The sequence below is a fragment of the Paenibacillus massiliensis subsp. panacisoli DSM 21345 genome, assembly GCF_000426545.1.
Taxonomy (GTDB): domain Bacteria; phylum Bacillota; class Bacilli; order Paenibacillales; family Paenibacillaceae; genus Paenibacillus; species Paenibacillus panacisoli.
Genome location: NZ_AUFO01000009.1, coordinates 122,262 through 138,456 on the forward strand (window position 1 = coordinate 122,262; position 16,195 = coordinate 138,456).

Here is a 16,195-nt window from a genome sequence, read left to right on the forward strand (position 1 = left end):
CTCAGGACACCGCTGTTGAAGCGGCCTCCATGACATGCGCATCATATTGCGCCAGGATGAGTCCGAACATCATATGCTTATCCTCGTCGCTGACGAAGGCCCGCTTCGTATACACATCATAATCGTTATCCTCAATAGCATTAAGTATGGAAGCGTAGAAGGTGGCAGCCAGTTCTACAGCCATCCCGCTAGCTGGCGGGTATGACTCTACATCGGCCAGTCCCTCCTGGAACCAGTTCAATGCTATCCCCTTCAATTCACCGAGCATCGCTTTGAAGTCAGAGCTGATCTCACCACGCAGCCATGCCGCCTCAGAGTAACCATGCTTCTGCATAAGCTCCAGTGGAATATAACGGCGTCCGCGGTCACGATCCTCCCCGACGTCACGCATGATATTGACGATCTGCATTGCCTTGCCCAGCCGGATTCCCGCTTCGACAGCAGCCTCACTTCGATCCTCTCGCAGTACAGGCAGCAGCATCTCTCCGACTGTACCGGCTACCAGATAGCAGTAATCCTCCAATTGCTCCATCGAATCATAGTGCGTCACAGACAGATCACGCAATTGGCCATCCATCTGCGACAGGAACGGCTGCTGATCCAGCTGCGGGAAGGTCACGAACAGCCAGCGAAGTGCAGGCCAGATAAAGTGTCCTTCTGCTCGGTCGAGCTGCATAAAATGCTCTCTTAGCTCATAAATGGAATATGGTGAGCGCTCCGGCTCATCTACACTATCATCAATCATCCGGCAAAAGGCATAAATCACATACACGGCTTCCTTCCGTGGTGAGGGTAGCCCGCTAAATGCGTGATAAAAAGACGAAGAGCCCTTGCGAATCATCTGCTCACATGAATGGAATACGGATTCCAGCATCATCTCCGGGTGTGTCATTATTCCAACTCCTTTATCAGTTGATTAACGGCCATTCTGGCCCCTTGCATGACGATCGGCACACCTCCGCCTGGATGGACAGATGCCCCCGCAGCAGCCAAGCGCCGAATAGGAAATGGTCGCTGCTGCGGTCTGTAGACACCAGACTGCCATAATACCGGGGCGATACCGAAGCTGCCTCCACCATAGAGACCATCGCGCTCTGCCTCCAGTGGCGTACGAATCTTCAGCCATTTCACGGACTGTCTCAGACCGTCAAAGCCTCTCACCTCTGCGCTTGCAATGACCCGTTCAGCCAATGCCTCAGCTCCTTCCTCCCAGAACATATCTGTGCTGTTCGGGACAGGAATCAGGAAATATAGTACACTCTCCCCGGCAGGAGCCGCATTCGAATCAAGGGCTGCGGGATTAAACACATAGAACGACGGATCTTCCGGCAGCTGCGAATGGCGGAACACCTGCTTCAGATTGGCCTGAAGACTCTGCGGCAGGAAAAATTGATGGGTCAGCATCTTCTCCCAGCGTCGATTCGCGCCAATATACAGCAAGACGCAGCCAGAAGATGGACGGAACCTTCTCTTTGCCGGAAATGTCCCGGCATCAAGTAGATTGTGAATATTCGGAAAGTCGCCATTGTACAGCACACCATCATAGGCTTCCGTCTCTGACCCGCTGGTCAGTCCACGGCATACGCCATCCACTACAGATAGACTTTGCACCTCTGTATGGAGTCGGAACGTGACGCCTCTCCTCTTCAATTCTTCACCTAGAATAGCTGGCAATGAAGCATATCCGCCCTCTAGCATCCATACACCGTATGCATGCTCAGCATAGGGCAGAAGAGAGTAAATACCAGGTGTCGAGAAAGGCGCCCCTCCAATGTATAGACTTTGGAGAGAATAGGCATCCTTCATCTGTTCGGTACGGAAATAGTCACCGATTACGCCACGCATGCTCTTGTAGGCCTTCAGCCTGCGCAGTAAGGATAGTCGTTCACGCGTAAAGAATGAGCGATAGCTCGGGAAATCCTGTTCGAGTATGGAAGCACGACCGGCTGGAAATAGCTCTGACATATCTGCCATGAATCGTCGAAAGCCAGCGGCCTCTCCTGGAAATATCTGCTCCAGCTCCTCTGCCTGATGCTCCGTGTCTCTATACTTGGTCATGATTCGCCCATCGGCATAGTGGATGCGATAGAGTGGATCACAAGGTATAAAACGAAGGCTTTCGCGGCTCATACCCGCTTGCTCCAGGATCTCGTGAATAACCTCAGGCAACAACACAATCGTAGGCCCTTGATCGATCTGGTAGTGACCATCCGATTCATAGGCAATTCGGCCCCCAAGACGATCAGACCGCTCATACACGGTAACCTCGTAGCCTCTATGACTTAGCAACAATGCACTGGTCAATCCGCCAATGCCTGATCCAACAACCGCTATACGTTTGCTCATAAGCTCTGCCTCGTATCTGCTGCACTGTGCATGACGGTAGTGCGATGTCTATGACGCCGATCCTCGCGCTCGATCAGATCCACGCTAATACGGGCAGACTCGAAGATGGTCGGCAGGCCGCTTCCCGGATGCGTACCCCCTCCAGCCAGCCATACTCCCTCTACTTCCTCGAATCGGTTGTGTGGTCGCAGTGCCATCATTTGTCCCAGATTATGCGCGAGGTTGAAGGTTGCTCCTTTATAGACATCCAGCTCGTTCTGCCACTCCAGCGGGGTCATATGATGGGCCACCTCGATCCGAGTCCGAAGATCGGCGAGCGCAGGAATGCGCTCCAGTCGAGCTAGCAGCTTTTCCAATACAGCGTCCCGTTCCCGGTCCCAGTCTACATCCGCTCCGAGATTCGGGACGGGCATCAATACATAGAGTGAAGACTTGCCAGCAGGAGCCAGCGTCGGGTCGAGCAGTGATGGATTGTGCACATAGATCGAAGGATCTTCCGAGAGCCGCATATGCTTGGTAATGTCATCGACATTCTGGCGATAGTCCTCTGCAAAATGAACCGAATGGTGGGGAAGATCCACTGTGCCTTTAATGCCTAGATACAGCATCACGGTCGAGAGTGAGAATTTCTTGCGTTCCATATGAGCTGGCGTGTACTTCCTCAGTACTCCAGGAGCGAACAGCTTCGTTACCGCCGTACCAAAATCAGCATTCACGACAACATGATCGGACTCCACTCGTTCTCCATTGTCCAGGATCAACCCGGTTGCTCTGCCCCGCTCTACTGTGACCTCCCGGACCCCGCAGCTGATATGAATAGCCCCTCCATACTCCTGGATGACCTTAGCCATAGCATCAAAGAGTGCATGCACACCCCCAATCGGGTGATAGAGACCATAACGGTGCTCCATGAAGGACAGGATGGTGAAGGTGCCCGGACATTCCCACGGAGACATCCCCAAATATTTCGACTGAAAGGTGAAGGCCCAGCGAAGACGCTCATCCGTGAAGTATTTGGACAGCCGTCCGTAGACTGTATCGAGCGCATGCAACCTCGGCAGAGCGCGCAGCAGATCTGATCGCAGATAGTCGGTCCAGCCCGTGAAAGGTCTTCGTAGCAGAGGCGAGACACGGTCGAACTTCAACTGCTCCTCATGCATGAACCGCCTGTAGCCTTCCCCGTTACCCGGGAACAGCTTCTCAATCTGTGCGACAGTCTGCTCCAGATCAGATGATGGTGTGAATACGGTATTTCCGAAATGCAAAGCATACAGAGGGTCGAGTCTCTTCAAATCCACATAATCATGGACAGAGCGCCCGGCTGCTTCAAACAGCTCTTCCAATAAGGATGGCATCATCAAAAAAGTGGCTCCGCGGTCAAAGCGGTATTCCCCCAGCTCCAGCCGGGAGGAACGACCACCGATGCGCGGCTGCTTCTCATACACATCGACATGATATCCCTTAGCGGCCAACAGCATGGCAGCGGCGAGGCCCCCCGGACCTGCGCCAATCACCGAGACACGTGTTGTGGAGTGATCCTTGCTCATCGCGTACTCCCTTCGCATTACAAGCTTTTTATAATGATTATTAAACAGCTCGAACGGATACAACTCCGTTCTGTACAAAATAAGTATACAAACCTTATACAATCATAATACGAATTTTATACAGAAATGAAAAGAGAATAATTTTAACTATTTATCAAACGTTCACAAGTCAGATATCAGATATCTGAGAATTTCGTGCCGAACCATTCCTGCCAGTCATCAGGGTGCTGCTTCACAATCCACTGCGGGTAGCGGGGTGCTGTCGCTTGTTCATAGCCTTTACCGCCTAGAATAAAGTCAAGAGAGGGATGCTGCTTGTGCAGTTGTTGAACCATCTGATCCGCCTGTACGACACGCTCTACTCCGGTTACAGACATGCAGATAAGTTCAACGTGCTGATCTGAGATCAACGCTCGCAATCCATCGAGTGGTGTATTCGCACCCAGGTAGAGTACGTCTACTCCTTTCTTGCGAAGAAACAGGGCGAACTGAAGCAGCCCAACCTGATGGTGCTCGCCCTCTGGACAGATGGCCAGCGCCTTTGGATAGCGGGTGTTAACCGGAAACAGATAGAAGAATTGATAGAAACGCTGCGAGATGAGCTGAGTAATAAAATGCTCCTGAGCCACTGTCGCCCTGCCCTGCTCCCAATCGTCTCCGACCCGAATGAGGATGGTAGATAGCACTCTGTAGAACATGGCATCATAGCCATGCATCGTGAATCCCATATCAATCATGGAGTGCCCCTGCGCCGCATCGAACCGAAGCAATACCTGGTAGATCCGCTCTGCGAGATCACTATACGAGTCCTGGGCCATGTGCTCCATGGTGGGGTGAAGGCTCTCGCTCTGCTGCTTGCGCGATTTCAGCTGCTTAACAGCCTGAGAGATGGGAGCGTCATGAGTCTCTACCTGCTCCTTGAGCCACCGCAGGTCGTTGACATCCTCTATGCTATAAGTGCGGTATCCGGTCTCGGTTCGCTGCGGCTGCACCGCTCCGTATCTATTCTCCCAGGCGCGAAGTGTGACGGAGGGAATACCCAGCATGGCAGACACCTGTCGAATCGTGTACATCCTGTTCACCACTTTCAATCATTTCAAGAAGAAAATTTACACGGTCCTCTCTGCTCTTGAGTAAAAAAGGAGTTGGACTTCCGTACTGAATACTCCGTATCAGGACATCAGCGTTCACACGAAAAGGAACCTTATACAAACAATATACGGCGATTATACACCTGTAAAATCCGAATGTCGATGCATTTGCTGTGCGTCACTCTGACACTGATGGCGTTAAATAGGAGCATGGAAGATAAGGGGGATGGAACGCACATGCAATCTTCACAACTAAAGGCAGGCTCCTTCAAGAATCAAGCAGGAAAGTTCCTTCGCAAGCATCCAGTAGTATGCACTCTGGTGGGACTATGCCTATGGCTAGGGGCTGTGATGCTATATCAAACGAATAAGCCGTTGCCTGCGGGAATCTCTTACGAGAGTGAACTATACCACACGGATGACATCCGCTTCTGGACAGACCTGACCTATCCCTCGGCAGAAGGCAAGCTCACCCAGGAGGCACAGATTACAGACCGCATATTGCAGATCGTCGATGAAGCTGAGCAATTTCTCGTCATTGATATGTTCCTGTTCAACGGCTATACACATAGTGATCAGCACTTCCCGTTAGTAAGCGCCCAGCTCACGAAGGCTTTAATTGATAAAAAAACAGAACGCCCACAAATGGACATTCTGTTCCTTACGGATGAAATTAATACCAACTATCACTCGGGTCCCAATTCGCTACTGACCCGTCTGCAGCAGGCGGGCATTCGTGTCGTGCAGACAAATGTTGATCCGCTAAGGGATTCTACACCGCTGTACTCCGCCGTCTGGCGCACCTTTTTTCAATGGTTCGGTCAGCAAGGCACCGGATGGCTGCCCAACCTAATGGCAGATGAGGGGCCTAAGATGACGGCCAGATCTTACCTTAAGCTACTAAATGTGAAGGCCAATCATCGCAAGCTGGTCGCCAGCGAGAAGAGCGCCTTAATTTCCTCAGGCAATGTCCATGACGCAAGCGCCTATCATTCGAATATGGCACTGGAGGTAAGCGGCCCCATCATCGCAGAGATCATTGAGAGTGAGCAAGCTGTGCTGCGCCTATCCGGTGAGTCTCCTTTTCCAGACGTTCAATCACAGCTACAGCAGATAACCTCCCCTGACCAGGGCTTGTACCAGATGAAGTATCTGACCGAAGGGAAGGTCTGTCAGGAAGTATTACGAATGATTCAGGAAACGGATAAAGGAGATACCATTCACATGGGCATGTTCTATCTGGCGGATAGAGCGGTCTTGAAATCACTGCTGGAAGCTGATCGCCGCGATGTCAAGGTGCAGCTGCTGCTGGACCCGAATGAAAATGCCTTCGGACAGGAGAAGGTCGGTATCCCGAATCGCCCTGTAGCGGATGAATTAAATGAAAAATCGAACGGTAGCATCCAGATTCGGTGGTATAACACCACGTTTGAGCAGTATCATACGAAAATGATGTATATCGCCAAGGCTCAGGGTCCCCACTTAATCGTTGGAGGCTCCACTAATTTCACCAAGCGGAATCTGAAAGATCTGAACCTGGAGAATGAGCTATGGGTAGCTGCTCCTGGCGATAGTCCTCTGGCCATTCAGGTTCGTGATTATTTCGACCGTATCTGGAATAACCGCGATGCTGAGTACAGTCTTGCCCTTGAAGCCTATCTCGAGGATACGGTGTTCCTCAAGGATATCGTGTATCATTTGCAGAATATACTGGGCTTTACCACGTTCTAATGCTCTCTAGGCTCTAGCTGTCTTCCTTGGCAGTTACAGCAGTGGAGATAGCAGCCTTGCAGCTGATTCCAGCACACGCTTGGTAATGCGCTTGTTCATGAACTCCTCATGGACGATCTCCTTCGTGTACTTAAGATCCCGTTCATAATCGTACACAATGCGGCGGACACTTTCCGTATCGACCAGTAGAGCGTTGACCTCGAAATTCAAATGGAAGCTGCGCATGTCCATATTGGCCGTGCCGATCGTGGCCATCTCCCCATCAATAATGAGGAGCTTGGAATGGAGAAATCCGCGTTCATATTCATAGATCTTCGCCCCTACCTCCAGTAAGGACGGAAAATACGAGTGTGATGCCAGGAAGGGCAGCCACTTATCAGGCTTGGCCGGGAATAGAAGCCTGACATCCAGTCCAGACAGGGCAGCCGTGCGCAGCGCAGTCAATATATCCTGATCCGGTATGAAATACGGCGTGGCGATCCAGACAGACTTGCGGGCTGACGTAATCATGGCGAAGAATATATTCTTCAGTGCCCGCCGCTCGTTATCCGGGCCGCTGGCAATAATCTGAATGGCGCCATCCCCGCGATGCTCCATATCAGGAGACAGGTACTCTGGCTCCAGAATCTTCTGATCAGTCATATGCAGCCAATCCTGCAGGAAAATAATCTGCAGGGTGCGCACAGCTTCACCTTTGACGATCATATGTGTATCGCGCCAGAAACCATATGCCTTGTTACGACTAAGGTACTCGTCCCCTACATTCAGACCACCAATGAAGCCTGTAGTACCGTCGATCACTACAATTTTACGGTGATTCCGATAATTGACTCGACTGGAGAAGAAGAGAATCTTGGCTCCCCCATAGGCCACGACCTCAATACCCGCCTGCTTCATTTCCCGCAGGAATGCCTTCGATAACTGGATGCTGCCGACGGCATCGTACATGAACCGTACTTTCACACCATCCTTGGCCTTCGCAATCAGAATCTGCTGAATGCTAGTCCCGATATCATCATCTCGGAAAATATAATATTCCATATGGATATGGTGCTCGGCCTTCTGCAGCTCCTCCAGGAGCGTCGAGAAGGTCTCTTCACCATTGGTGAGCACCCGTGTCTCGGAGTTAAAGGATACCGGCGAGCGGGCCAGACGCCGTGACAGCTGGAGCAGCTGGCGTTGATTCTCGCTGAACCGTGTCAGCTCCTGCTCCTTACGCAATGCATAGTTATCGATTCGCTCATAGGCCTCCTGATCCAGGAGCGCCTTTTTATTGTATTTACGACGCTTGAATACATTTTGCCCGAACAAGAAATACAGTGGAAGTCCTACAATCGGCAGTAACGCTAGCAGAAGAATCCATGACATCGTCGTCGACGGATTACGGTTCTCCATGAAGATAATCAAGCTAATCGAGATTACTGACAAGGTGGAGAAAATACTGATGATTGTCCCTTCATTCGTACCGATAAAGCCAAACAGACCGAAATAATAGCTTACAAAAATAACGGCTGCAATCAAGAGTGCCAGTAGACCGCGTCTCATACTCATCCTCACTTCCGGTTGAAGGTCCGGTCCATTCGTGGCCTGTCCCTGCAGCACTACACCGGGGCATCCCCGGCACTGCGGAACAGCCGACTCCTGCTGCTCATGGCACAGGTTGACCAACTTACATTGTACATGAATTAACGGGCACTTCCCAAGGAGGGTAGCATATTTTTTTTCATCCCTGATTTCTGTATGATGGATTTCTTCAAAATGGATAGCTTTATTATTTATTTTTTTATCGTTAGCTGGGCACATAAGCTGTTCACCACCCACCTTGACATCTAACATATAACGTGAGATAGTTACCTAACGATCGTTAGGGAGGTTCAAAATGACTCGTCTTCACACTATCAGGGATGCAGCATTATCCCAATTTGCCGAGCATGGCTATGAAGGCACTTCCCTTAGCGGGATCGCAGGTGCCGTCGGCATCAAGACCCCTTCTCTGTATGCCCATTATGCCAGCAAGGATGATCTTTTTCTTCAGGTGGTGCAGCATGCATTTCGTCTCGAGGAACGGCGAATCGTCAGCTATTTCTCGTCACATGCACACAAGACGCTGGAAGAGGTACTGTATGGCTTTTTTGCCTGGATCGAGGGGGAATATCACAATTGCAGCACAGCGAAGTTTGTATTAAGAATGTCTTTCTTCCCTCCAGTGAATCTCACACAGCAGGTGATGGCTGTAGTGATTCCCTTTTATGCGAAGATGGAAAGACTACTTCAGTCCTACATGCTTCAGGCGGATGCCTCGCAGAAGTTGCTGCGCACATCCCCGGCCCAGGCAGCCTTGGCATTCACAACGATGGTTGATGGGACGATCGTGGATCTTTTATACGATGAGGGAAGAGCTTATAGACGACGTGTCGAGGCCGTATGGCCGATTATGTGGCACGGAATGAGCATTGGAGAGGAGTAACACAGATATGAGACGTGGCTGGATATATATATTTATAGGAGGTTTTCTGGAGATTGTCTGGGTATCCGGGCTTAAGCATGCTTCTACCGTTCTGGAGTGGCTTGTGACCGCAGTAGCGCTTGCTACCAGCTTTTATCTCATTTTACAGGCAGCTCGGAGGCTGCCGATCGGAACCGTCTATGCGGTATTTACCGGCTTGGGGACGGCAGGCACCGTGATGGCTGAGATGGTCATCTTCGGGGAGCCTTTCAGTTGGCCGAAGGTACTGCTGACCCTGCTGCTCCTATCCGGTATTATTGGCCTCAAGCTAGTTACAGACAGTGATTCAGTCAGTAGACAAGGGGGGACGGCGTGATGGCATGGCTTGCATTATTGATTGCTGGTTGCGCGGAGATTACTGGTGTTATAGGCATGAAGGGCATTACGATGCGTAAAGGCTGGACCTCATATCTACTCATGGCTGGATCGTTTGCAATAAGCTTCTCGCTACTGACCTACGCTATGCAGACGATCTCTATGGGAACAGCTTATGCTGTGTGGACCGGGATTGGCACGGTGGGCAGTGCCGTTGTAGGTATGCTGTTATTCGGCGAACCTAGTGAACGCAGACGGATTATTTTTATAGCGATGGTACTGTGCGGGGCTGTCGGGCTAAAGCTGGTATCCTGATCTCTTCACCATAACCAAGACCAGCTCTGAGGAGGCTCGATTTGAGGATGATTACTACCGTAACGTTGAATGCAGCGATCGACAAAATTTTTACACTTCCAGGCTTCGCGTTGAACAAAGCACACAGAGTGCAGGACCCGATCACCGTTCCTGGGGGAAAAGGAGTCAATGTCGCTCGAGTGCTGCACTGCCTGAACCAGCCTGTCACGGCTACTGGCCTGATTGCAGGTCACAACGGACGGCTATTGCTGGACGGTCTTCATCAGGAGGGCGTACCCGCTGACTTCATAGATATAGGTCACGGTGAGACACGGCTGGCAATTACCATGCTTGATCCGCTAACGGGAACTCAGACGGAATGCATTGAGGAAGGACCCCATGTCGAAGGCAAGCACCTCATCTCTCTGCGTAACAAAGTACAGCTGCTGGCGGCGCGCTCATCCTGGGTTATCTTCTCAGGAAGTCTGCCCGCAGGCTGTCCTGTCGATCTGTATGCTGAGCTATGCCAGTTAGCCAAGTCACAGGGAGCCAAGGTAGCTCTCGATACCAGTGGTGAGGCTCTGCTTGCAGGACTAGAGGGGCTGCCTGATCTTGTGAAGCCAAATGAGGAAGAGGCTGTCCGCTATGCAGGAGCTGAGTCGAGCGGTAGGGAGCATCTGCAGAAGGCCGCTCTCAGACTTACAGAGGCTGGTGCAGGAATGGTTGTGATCTCCATGGGTGGAAGAGGAGCAGTGGCAGCCCATGCTGGCCGACTATACGAGGTCTCACTGCCTCCACTCTCCATCGTTAGCCCGCTAGGTAGCGGGGATGCTATGGTCGCCGGACTGGTTACAGCCCAGTTGCAGCAACGAAGCACACTGGAGGTACTACGCTATGGTGCAGCCTGCGGTACTGCCGCAGCCATGCATGCGATGGCAGGCTTTATAGAATTAGACACCGTAAATGACTTGTTCTCTGACATTCAGGCTACGATTACCATAGCTACATAGGGTGACTTATCTACTTAGATTGACTTATCTACCTAAGGTGGCTCACCGTAAATATAACGAAATTACACTGCAGTACCACGAAGCTTGATTTCCCCTGAATACAAGGCTTATTTCCATTTTAAAGGGACATATCTTCGGCTGCTGCAGACAGCTCGTACGCAGTCGAAGAAGGCTTTCTCCCCGCTGCTCCGCTCTCGCTGAACACTGCTATTCCACCTGAAGTGCTCCAGCAGCTCTAGCCTCATGCTTTGCAGGGCGTCCTCCCTTGGTAGGGGAATGAACCGGGCTAGCTCATGCATCGTGGGCTCGAACATATCCAGAAGCTCCAGCATAGACATCTCGGGCCAAGCGGACTGATCGCGTCTGCTCCAGAGAGCTACCTTATTCACAGCTTCATCTGTTGCCGGAGCTGGTGCAGCATTTTGTGCTTCCATCGATTCACCCCCTGCTGGCTCATGCCTAATTCAAGAGCCACTTCCTTCTCTGAACGATTTCGCAGATACAGCGCCTTCATAATCTCTCTGCCTGTAGCCGAAGGTAATGCATCCAACACTTGATCGACCCAGAGGTCACCCTCCACTGTGCTCGTGAAGGGCGGCTCAGCCCATTCGTAATCTTGACCTGGACTTTCGCGTCGGTACTTGGATCGTGCCTGATATTGCAATCTCCATGCCTTACGGCGGATTACTCCCGTATAATATTCCATCTGTCTATCATGCAGGCACTCGTCGTCGCTGTCTGGATAAGTATTGAGCTCGTCACTGTGCTCGGTAGGCATGCCTGCATACTCACGATTCCAGTCATCATTTTTTCTGAATTCCATCATCCGTACCTCCCTATTCCAGAATGGGAACACCAGTTCCTGTTTATCCCATTATAAGATTTATTCTGGAAAGTGTAGCCGTACGGAAGACGTTTTTTACACGAATTTTTGGCTGTTTTCTGCTAACAGCAGATGGTCTTACCTATTCTTCTTGTGACAACAGCCTGCATACTTGAATATAATCCTCCGGTCGGTTCATATTCATAAATAGCTGCTCCGCCTCCCTCGGGTCCCACCCATAGGTAGGGGAAGAGCTAATCTCATACACATGCATACCCTTTAGCCAGTCCTGCACACGAAGATTCTGCTGCTGCAAGCAGGCCTCAAGTGCTGGCAATACGCTTATATGATAGATAGCCGCCAATGGCTGTGAGCGCCCATTTACCGTGGGTACAACAGCCTGCAATGGCTTCGCAGCTCCTTCATACGACTGCGGCTGCTCCTTATCAGTCTGCTCGGGGATGCACGCAGCAAGCGCTCGAAAGACCCCGGCATGCAGCAGGGGCATATCGCACGCACAGACCAGATTCCATTCCGTGCGGGATGCCTGCATTCCCGCATACAATCCCGCAAGGGGACCTTGCCTCGGGTGCACGTCGGCCACAACCTCAAGACCGGTATAGGCATACGCCTCGGTATCCTGGGCTGAAATGATCACCCTTGAAGCTACAGCGCTCATCTCTGAAGCGATTCTTTGTACAACAGTCTGGCCTTCGATTAGCAGCTCCGCCTTATTCGTGCCCATGCGGCTCGACATACCACCAGCTAATACAATTCCTGTTATGTCCATATTGTTACCTCTCTAAATAGATTACAAAAATATTACTTTTTTATGTCACACATGGTTTGTTTAGCTTTTCAACAAGTGATACAGTATACATAAAAGTAAGCGCTTATGCGGATGCTCGCATTCCGCTCTTCACCCATCCTTCAGGAAAGGAATGGCTGTAATTGCAGAACGATACGCAACCAACGATGCCTTCACCCTTGCATTCTCTGAAATTATATAATTTCTTTCTGTATGGTGCCATTGCCATCTTCAGCAGCTTTCTGCCCCTGTATTTCCAGGATATCGGAATGAGCAAGCTGGAGATCGGAACTCTGATGGCGATTGGGCCCTTCGTGTCTGTCTTCGCTAACCCGTTCTGGGGATATGCCTGTGACCGATCCCAAAATATTCGCCGCATCCTGTTGATCATGATCGGGGGAACCTTGCTTTTTTTGCAAGCGATCTTCTATGTACATACCTATACCTTGATCTATTCTTCGATGATTCTGTTCTTTTTCTTTCAGAGTCCGCTATTCACCCAGACGAACAGTATGATTCTTGGATATATTGATGGGACTAATCGCAAATTCGGCTCATTCCGGATCTGGGGCTCACTTGGCTGGGCTCTCATTGCCCTGCTCGCTGGGCCAGTGATTGACCGCTTTGGTGCTAATAGTATTAGCACGATATTTACAGTCCTGCTGATTGCGTCAGTAGCGGCCCTGCTGCTGTTGCCTCCACTACGTGCCAGCTCGGATGCGCCCAGCGTGAATATTCGGGGCTTTGGCAAAATCTTGATGAACGGCTACTTCATGACATTCATTCTATTAGGCATTCTGGTCTCGATCCCCAACGCCATCAACAGCGCATTCATGTCCCTGTACATTACAGAACTCGGTGGGTCGGTTGGGTCTGTCGGTGCGGCCGTCTTCGCTTCGTCCATCCTTGAGGTGGTCGTCTTTCTGCTGTTTGATCGTCTCCTTGGTCGCAAAATGACGACGATGATCGGCTGTCTGACACTGGTCAGCCTGTTGTTCGCGCTACGCTGGTGGCTTATGTCCGCTGCCACGGACCCGATGCATATCATCCTTATTCAAGGGATGCACTGCATTACCTTCGGGGGCTACTTCTATGTAGGCACACAGCTGACGCTGTTGTTCGTGCCCCGCGAATTCCGCTCATCCGGTCAGGCTCTATATACACTGACTTGGGCTGGTATTTCGGGTATTATCGCTGGCTTAGCCGGGGGATGGCTGTTCCAGGACTTTGGCGGTGAGATTATGTACAAGGTCGGTGTCACCCTCGCCCTACTTGGAGCCACTGGATTCGGTCTTATGTGGTATATGCTGCGCAAGCATGGGTACAGCCCCCCTCAAGAAGAAGGCCTGACAGAAATCTCCTGAGCTCGACAACGTTGACAAAGGAGTTCCACGCCGCGTGCAACTCCTGCGCGCGGCGTAATGACACACGCACCTGTGCCAACCTGCACATCCAGATCTGACTCCCAATCAGTGAACCGTCTATAACTCAACTATTCGCCTCTTATACATCTCATAACCCCAAAGCAATAATGTAAGACCGCTTACGGCGGCCCCCAACCAGCACACACCACCCCATCCTGCCCAAGCATACATCTGCGTAGAAGCGATGGAGCCTATAGCACTGCCTATCGAATAGAAAATCATATACGCAGCCGTCAATCGACTCTGCGCCTCTGGGCGCTCTCTATAGATCAGGCTTTGGTTCGTGACATGAATCGCCTGCACAGCCAGATCCAGCAGAATCACTCCGACCACCAGATACACGGTTGAATGGTAGATCAGTCCAATGGGTAGCCATGCCAACAGTAGCACTAGCAATGAGAAGCCTGTCGTACGCTGGCCGAAGCCTGCATCTGCCCATCCCCCCGCACGAGCTGCAGCAAAGGCTCCGGCAGCACCAGCAAGTCCAAACATCCCAATGGCTGTGTAGGACAAAGACAGCGGAGGAGCACTAAGCGGCAGCACCATGGAGGTCCACAAGATACTGAAGCAAGTAAAGATCAGCAGCGCCAGCAAAGAGCGTATCCGCAGAACAGGCAGATCACGGTAGAGCTGGAATATCGACAGAAGCATATGCTTGTAGCTCAGTCGTTCATCCCGACGTGCCTCAGATTTGGGCAAAAGGAAGAAGAGTGCAAGTCCGCCAAGCAACGTAAGTCCTGCAGAGACAACATACACTGCTCGCCAGCTCAGCCAATCATTCAGTGTTCCCGCTACTGTACGTGCTAGCAGGATTCCTATAACAATACCACTGGTCACAAGGCCGACCGTACGCCCACGTTCTGCCGCCGTGCTGAATACAGCTGCGGCGGCTACCATCGTTTGTGCTACAACCGCTAACAGTCCAACCATGGCAATTCCCACGAGCAAAGTCGTCATGTTCGATGAGATCGACACCCCTATCAATGCCACTACCGAGCATAGCATTTGCATAGCAATCAGTCTCCGCTTGTTCAACAGGTCTCCAAGTGGGACAAGCAGTAGTAATCCTGCCGCATAACACACCTGTGTCACGGTAACAACCATGCCAATCATTGAAGGTGACGCCCCAAATTCATGAGCTATAGACTCCAGCAAAGGCTGGGCGTAGTAGATATTTGCCACCGACAGACCGCTGCATAGCGCCAATAAGAGAACTATAGAACGAGATAATACATATAACGATGCGGCAGCATGAACCGAATTTTCCTTGCTAGCACTCATATACATTCCACCTTAGTTGAAAGTAATCACACTCATTTTATAATGTACCGATAGGTACAATATAAGACGTGAATTAACATACTTCAACTTCTACACAAGTGTCAATAACAACTTGAATATCTCCGTGATTTCGCCAAGCTAATCATCCTAACACTGTAATTAATATGGAATATGTATCATCGTACCTTGATTACGTTCACCTGCTTGACGTTCCTGATTCACTTCTTTATGATTAATATACTTATCGGTATGAAAAGGTGGGGCACTATGGTAAGAACACGTGAGTTTAATACGGAAAAGGCTCTTGATGCTGCGATGCAGGTATTTTGGGAGAAAGGTTACGAGGCTACATCCCTGACGGACCTGACGCAAGCCATGGGAATCCAACGACCAAGCCTGTACGCCGCCTTTGGAGACAAGAAGGGACTATTTGAGGCTACACTCCGTAGGTATACCGCCCAGCATGCTGCACAGATCAGGACATGGCTACAGCAAGAGAGCACCGTCAAGGCTGCCTTCCGGGGATTGTTCGAGAGGATTGGCGCAGTCGATGAGACACTTGCCTCCTGCCAGCGCGGCTGCTTCTGTATTAACACAATGGTGGAGCTCGCTCCGCATGATCCCCGATTTGCCATACTTACTCGTGAGCATCAGCTATATTTAGCGGCTATATTCAAGGAGGTCATCGAAAGGGGGCAACAGAGCAAGGAGCTCTCCAGCAGCTTGGATGCGGGAGCGTTGGCTCAATCTCTTGTTATCACGATGATTGGCTTGACCGTCTTGACGAAGTCAGGCCCTGATCCTGCCTTTATCAAGCACAGCATAGAGACTACACTATCACTGCTTGAAGAAGAACGGTGCTGATGTGCGTATCTCTCCTGCACGGCAGCCCCAGCTTCCTTCCTTTGGAAGTTAAAAAAACAAAAGCCGCAGCACAGGCCCTAGCTGAATGTATCAGCAGGTCCGGCTGCGGCTAATGCCAGTAGCGCTATTATATGGCTATGGTTATCCTTCAGGCA

16 protein-coding genes are annotated in these 16,195 nt (G+C 51.0%); 7 read left to right on the forward strand and 9 right to left on the reverse strand.

Features of this window, described 5'->3' with window-relative positions; genetic code table 11:
* Nucleotide 1 precedes the first annotated feature (1 nt).
* The 4 genes from K331_RS0107240 to K331_RS0107255 all read right to left on the reverse strand — a co-directional run bounded on the left by K331_RS0107240 (nucleotide 2) and on the right by K331_RS0107255 (nucleotide 4,966).
* Nucleotides 2-892 (reverse strand): phytoene/squalene synthase family protein, encoded by an 891-nt coding sequence (locus tag K331_RS0107240; RefSeq protein ID WP_028589758.1) that lies wholly within the window; start codon nucleotides 890-892, stop codon nucleotides 2-4.
* Nucleotides 892-2,346, reverse strand: a complete 1,455-nt coding sequence (locus K331_RS0107245) for a phytoene desaturase family protein (RefSeq protein ID WP_028589759.1) — start codon at nucleotides 2,344-2,346, stop codon at nucleotides 892-894. The genes K331_RS0107240 and K331_RS0107245 overlap by 1 nt, the downstream gene beginning before the upstream one ends.
* The gene (locus K331_RS0107250; protein WP_028589760.1) at nucleotides 2,343-3,893 is read right to left on the reverse strand and encodes a phytoene desaturase family protein; all 1,551 of its coding nucleotides are present in this window, start codon (nucleotides 3,891-3,893) and stop codon (nucleotides 2,343-2,345) included. Before K331_RS0107250 ends, K331_RS0107245 begins: the two co-directional genes overlap by 4 nt.
* Nucleotides 3,894-4,069: 176 nt before the next feature.
* Entirely contained in the window at nucleotides 4,070-4,966 is an 897-nt protein-coding gene (locus tag K331_RS0107255; RefSeq protein ID WP_028589761.1) for a MerR family transcriptional regulator, read from the reverse strand.
* A gap of 255 nt (nucleotides 4,967-5,221) precedes the next feature.
* Here K331_RS0107255 and K331_RS0107260 point away from each other — a divergent pair, with 255 nt between their 5' ends.
* Entirely contained in the window at nucleotides 5,222-6,715 is a 1,494-nt protein-coding gene (locus K331_RS0107260; protein ID WP_028589762.1) for a phospholipase D family protein, read from the forward strand.
* Between the two features lie 33 nt (nucleotides 6,716-6,748).
* On the opposite strand, the gene cls is transcribed toward K331_RS0107260, so the two are convergent.
* Nucleotides 6,749-8,260, reverse strand: coding sequence for a cardiolipin synthase (gene cls, locus K331_RS0107265; RefSeq protein ID WP_028589763.1), 1,512 nt, complete (start codon nucleotides 8,258-8,260; stop codon nucleotides 6,749-6,751).
* Nucleotides 8,261-8,594: 334 nt separating this feature from the next.
* Between cls and K331_RS0107275 the strand changes: the two genes are divergently transcribed.
* Genes K331_RS0107275 through K331_RS0107290 form a run of 4 tightly spaced genes read left to right on the forward strand, consistent with a single transcriptional unit; the run spans nucleotide 8,595 to nucleotide 10,840 of the window.
* Entirely contained in the window at nucleotides 8,595-9,182 is a 588-nt protein-coding gene (locus K331_RS0107275) for a TetR/AcrR family transcriptional regulator (RefSeq protein ID WP_018884110.1), read from the forward strand.
* Between the two features lie 7 nt (nucleotides 9,183-9,189).
* Complete coding sequence (locus K331_RS0107280) at nucleotides 9,190-9,537, forward strand: DMT family transporter (RefSeq protein WP_028589764.1); 348 nt, start codon at nucleotides 9,190-9,192, stop codon at nucleotides 9,535-9,537.
* On the forward strand, nucleotides 9,537-9,851 hold the full coding sequence (locus K331_RS0107285) for a DMT family transporter (RefSeq protein WP_018884108.1): 315 nt from the start codon (nucleotides 9,537-9,539) through the stop codon (nucleotides 9,849-9,851). Before K331_RS0107280 ends, K331_RS0107285 begins: the two co-directional genes overlap by 1 nt.
* 47 nt (nucleotides 9,852-9,898) lie before the next feature.
* On the forward strand, nucleotides 9,899-10,840 hold the full coding sequence (locus K331_RS0107290; RefSeq protein ID WP_028589765.1) for a 1-phosphofructokinase family hexose kinase: 942 nt from the start codon (nucleotides 9,899-9,901) through the stop codon (nucleotides 10,838-10,840).
* 107 nt (nucleotides 10,841-10,947) lie between these two features.
* Here K331_RS0107290 and K331_RS29075 read toward each other — a convergent pair whose 3' ends face one another.
* The 3 genes from K331_RS29075 to mobA all read right to left on the reverse strand — a co-directional run bounded on the left by K331_RS29075 (nucleotide 10,948) and on the right by mobA (nucleotide 12,453).
* Nucleotides 10,948-11,274, reverse strand: a complete 327-nt coding sequence (locus K331_RS29075; RefSeq protein ID WP_036634376.1) for a hypothetical protein — start codon at nucleotides 11,272-11,274, stop codon at nucleotides 10,948-10,950.
* Nucleotides 11,226-11,666, reverse strand: coding sequence for a sigma-70 RNA polymerase sigma factor region 4 domain-containing protein (locus K331_RS0107300; protein WP_156897621.1), 441 nt, complete (start codon nucleotides 11,664-11,666; stop codon nucleotides 11,226-11,228). The genes K331_RS29075 and K331_RS0107300 overlap by 49 nt, the downstream gene beginning before the upstream one ends.
* A gap of 139 nt (nucleotides 11,667-11,805) precedes the next feature.
* The gene (mobA, locus tag K331_RS29080) at nucleotides 11,806-12,453 is read right to left on the reverse strand and encodes a molybdenum cofactor guanylyltransferase (protein WP_051289700.1); all 648 of its coding nucleotides are present in this window, start codon (nucleotides 12,451-12,453) and stop codon (nucleotides 11,806-11,808) included.
* 185 nt (nucleotides 12,454-12,638) lie between these two features.
* Here mobA and K331_RS0107310 point away from each other — a divergent pair, with 185 nt between their 5' ends.
* Complete coding sequence (locus K331_RS0107310; protein ID WP_036634424.1) at nucleotides 12,639-13,835, forward strand: MFS transporter; 1,197 nt, start codon at nucleotides 12,639-12,641, stop codon at nucleotides 13,833-13,835.
* A 117-nt stretch (nucleotides 13,836-13,952) separates the two neighbouring features.
* Here the strand turns inward: K331_RS0107310 and K331_RS0107315 are convergent, their stop codons facing one another.
* Nucleotides 13,953-15,176 (reverse strand): MFS transporter, encoded by a 1,224-nt coding sequence (locus K331_RS0107315; protein ID WP_028589768.1) that lies wholly within the window; start codon nucleotides 15,174-15,176, stop codon nucleotides 13,953-13,955.
* Between the two features lie 267 nt (nucleotides 15,177-15,443).
* Here K331_RS0107315 and K331_RS0107320 point away from each other — a divergent pair, with 267 nt between their 5' ends.
* Nucleotides 15,444-16,040 carry a TetR/AcrR family transcriptional regulator gene (locus tag K331_RS0107320; protein WP_028589769.1) on the forward strand — a complete coding sequence of 199 codons (597 nt, stop codon included), beginning with the start codon at nucleotides 15,444-15,446 and terminating at the stop codon, nucleotides 16,038-16,040.
* Nucleotides 16,041-16,195 lie beyond the last annotated feature (155 nt).

Coding starts and splice junctions, on each gene's coding strand:
- K331_RS29075 (WP_036634376.1), bottom strand. CDS start 11,274: ATGGAAGCACAAAATGCTGCACCAGCTCCGGCAACAGATGAAGCTGTG.
- K331_RS0107275 (WP_018884110.1), top strand. CDS start 8,595: ATGACTCGTCTTCACACTATCAGGGATGCAGCATTATCCCAATTTGCC.
- K331_RS0107255 (WP_028589761.1), bottom strand. CDS start 4,966: ATGTACACGATTCGACAGGTGTCTGCCATGCTGGGTATTCCCTCCGTC.
- mobA (WP_051289700.1), bottom strand. CDS start 12,453: ATGGACATAACAGGAATTGTATTAGCTGGTGGTATGTCGAGCCGCATG.
- K331_RS0107245 (WP_028589759.1), bottom strand. CDS start 2,346: ATGAGCAAACGTATAGCGGTTGTTGGATCAGGCATTGGCGGATTGACC.
- K331_RS0107240 (WP_028589758.1), bottom strand. CDS start 892: ATGACACACCCGGAGATGATGCTGGAATCCGTATTCCATTCATGTGAG.
- K331_RS0107260 (WP_028589762.1), top strand. CDS start 5,222: ATGCAATCTTCACAACTAAAGGCAGGCTCCTTCAAGAATCAAGCAGGA.
- cls (WP_028589763.1), bottom strand. CDS start 8,260: ATGAGACGCGGTCTACTGGCACTCTTGATTGCAGCCGTTATTTTTGTA.
- K331_RS0107310 (WP_036634424.1), top strand. CDS start 12,639: ATGCCTTCACCCTTGCATTCTCTGAAATTATATAATTTCTTTCTGTAT.
- K331_RS0107290 (WP_028589765.1), top strand. CDS start 9,899: ATGATTACTACCGTAACGTTGAATGCAGCGATCGACAAAATTTTTACA.
- K331_RS0107285 (WP_018884108.1), top strand. CDS start 9,537: ATGGCATGGCTTGCATTATTGATTGCTGGTTGCGCGGAGATTACTGGT.
- K331_RS0107320 (WP_028589769.1), top strand. CDS start 15,444: ATGGTAAGAACACGTGAGTTTAATACGGAAAAGGCTCTTGATGCTGCG.
- K331_RS0107315 (WP_028589768.1), bottom strand. CDS start 15,176: ATGAGTGCTAGCAAGGAAAATTCGGTTCATGCTGCCGCATCGTTATAT.
- K331_RS0107280 (WP_028589764.1), top strand. CDS start 9,190: ATGAGACGTGGCTGGATATATATATTTATAGGAGGTTTTCTGGAGATT.
- K331_RS0107250 (WP_028589760.1), bottom strand. CDS start 3,893: ATGAGCAAGGATCACTCCACAACACGTGTCTCGGTGATTGGCGCAGGT.
- K331_RS0107300 (WP_156897621.1), bottom strand. CDS start 11,666: ATGATGGAATTCAGAAAAAATGATGACTGGAATCGTGAGTATGCAGGC.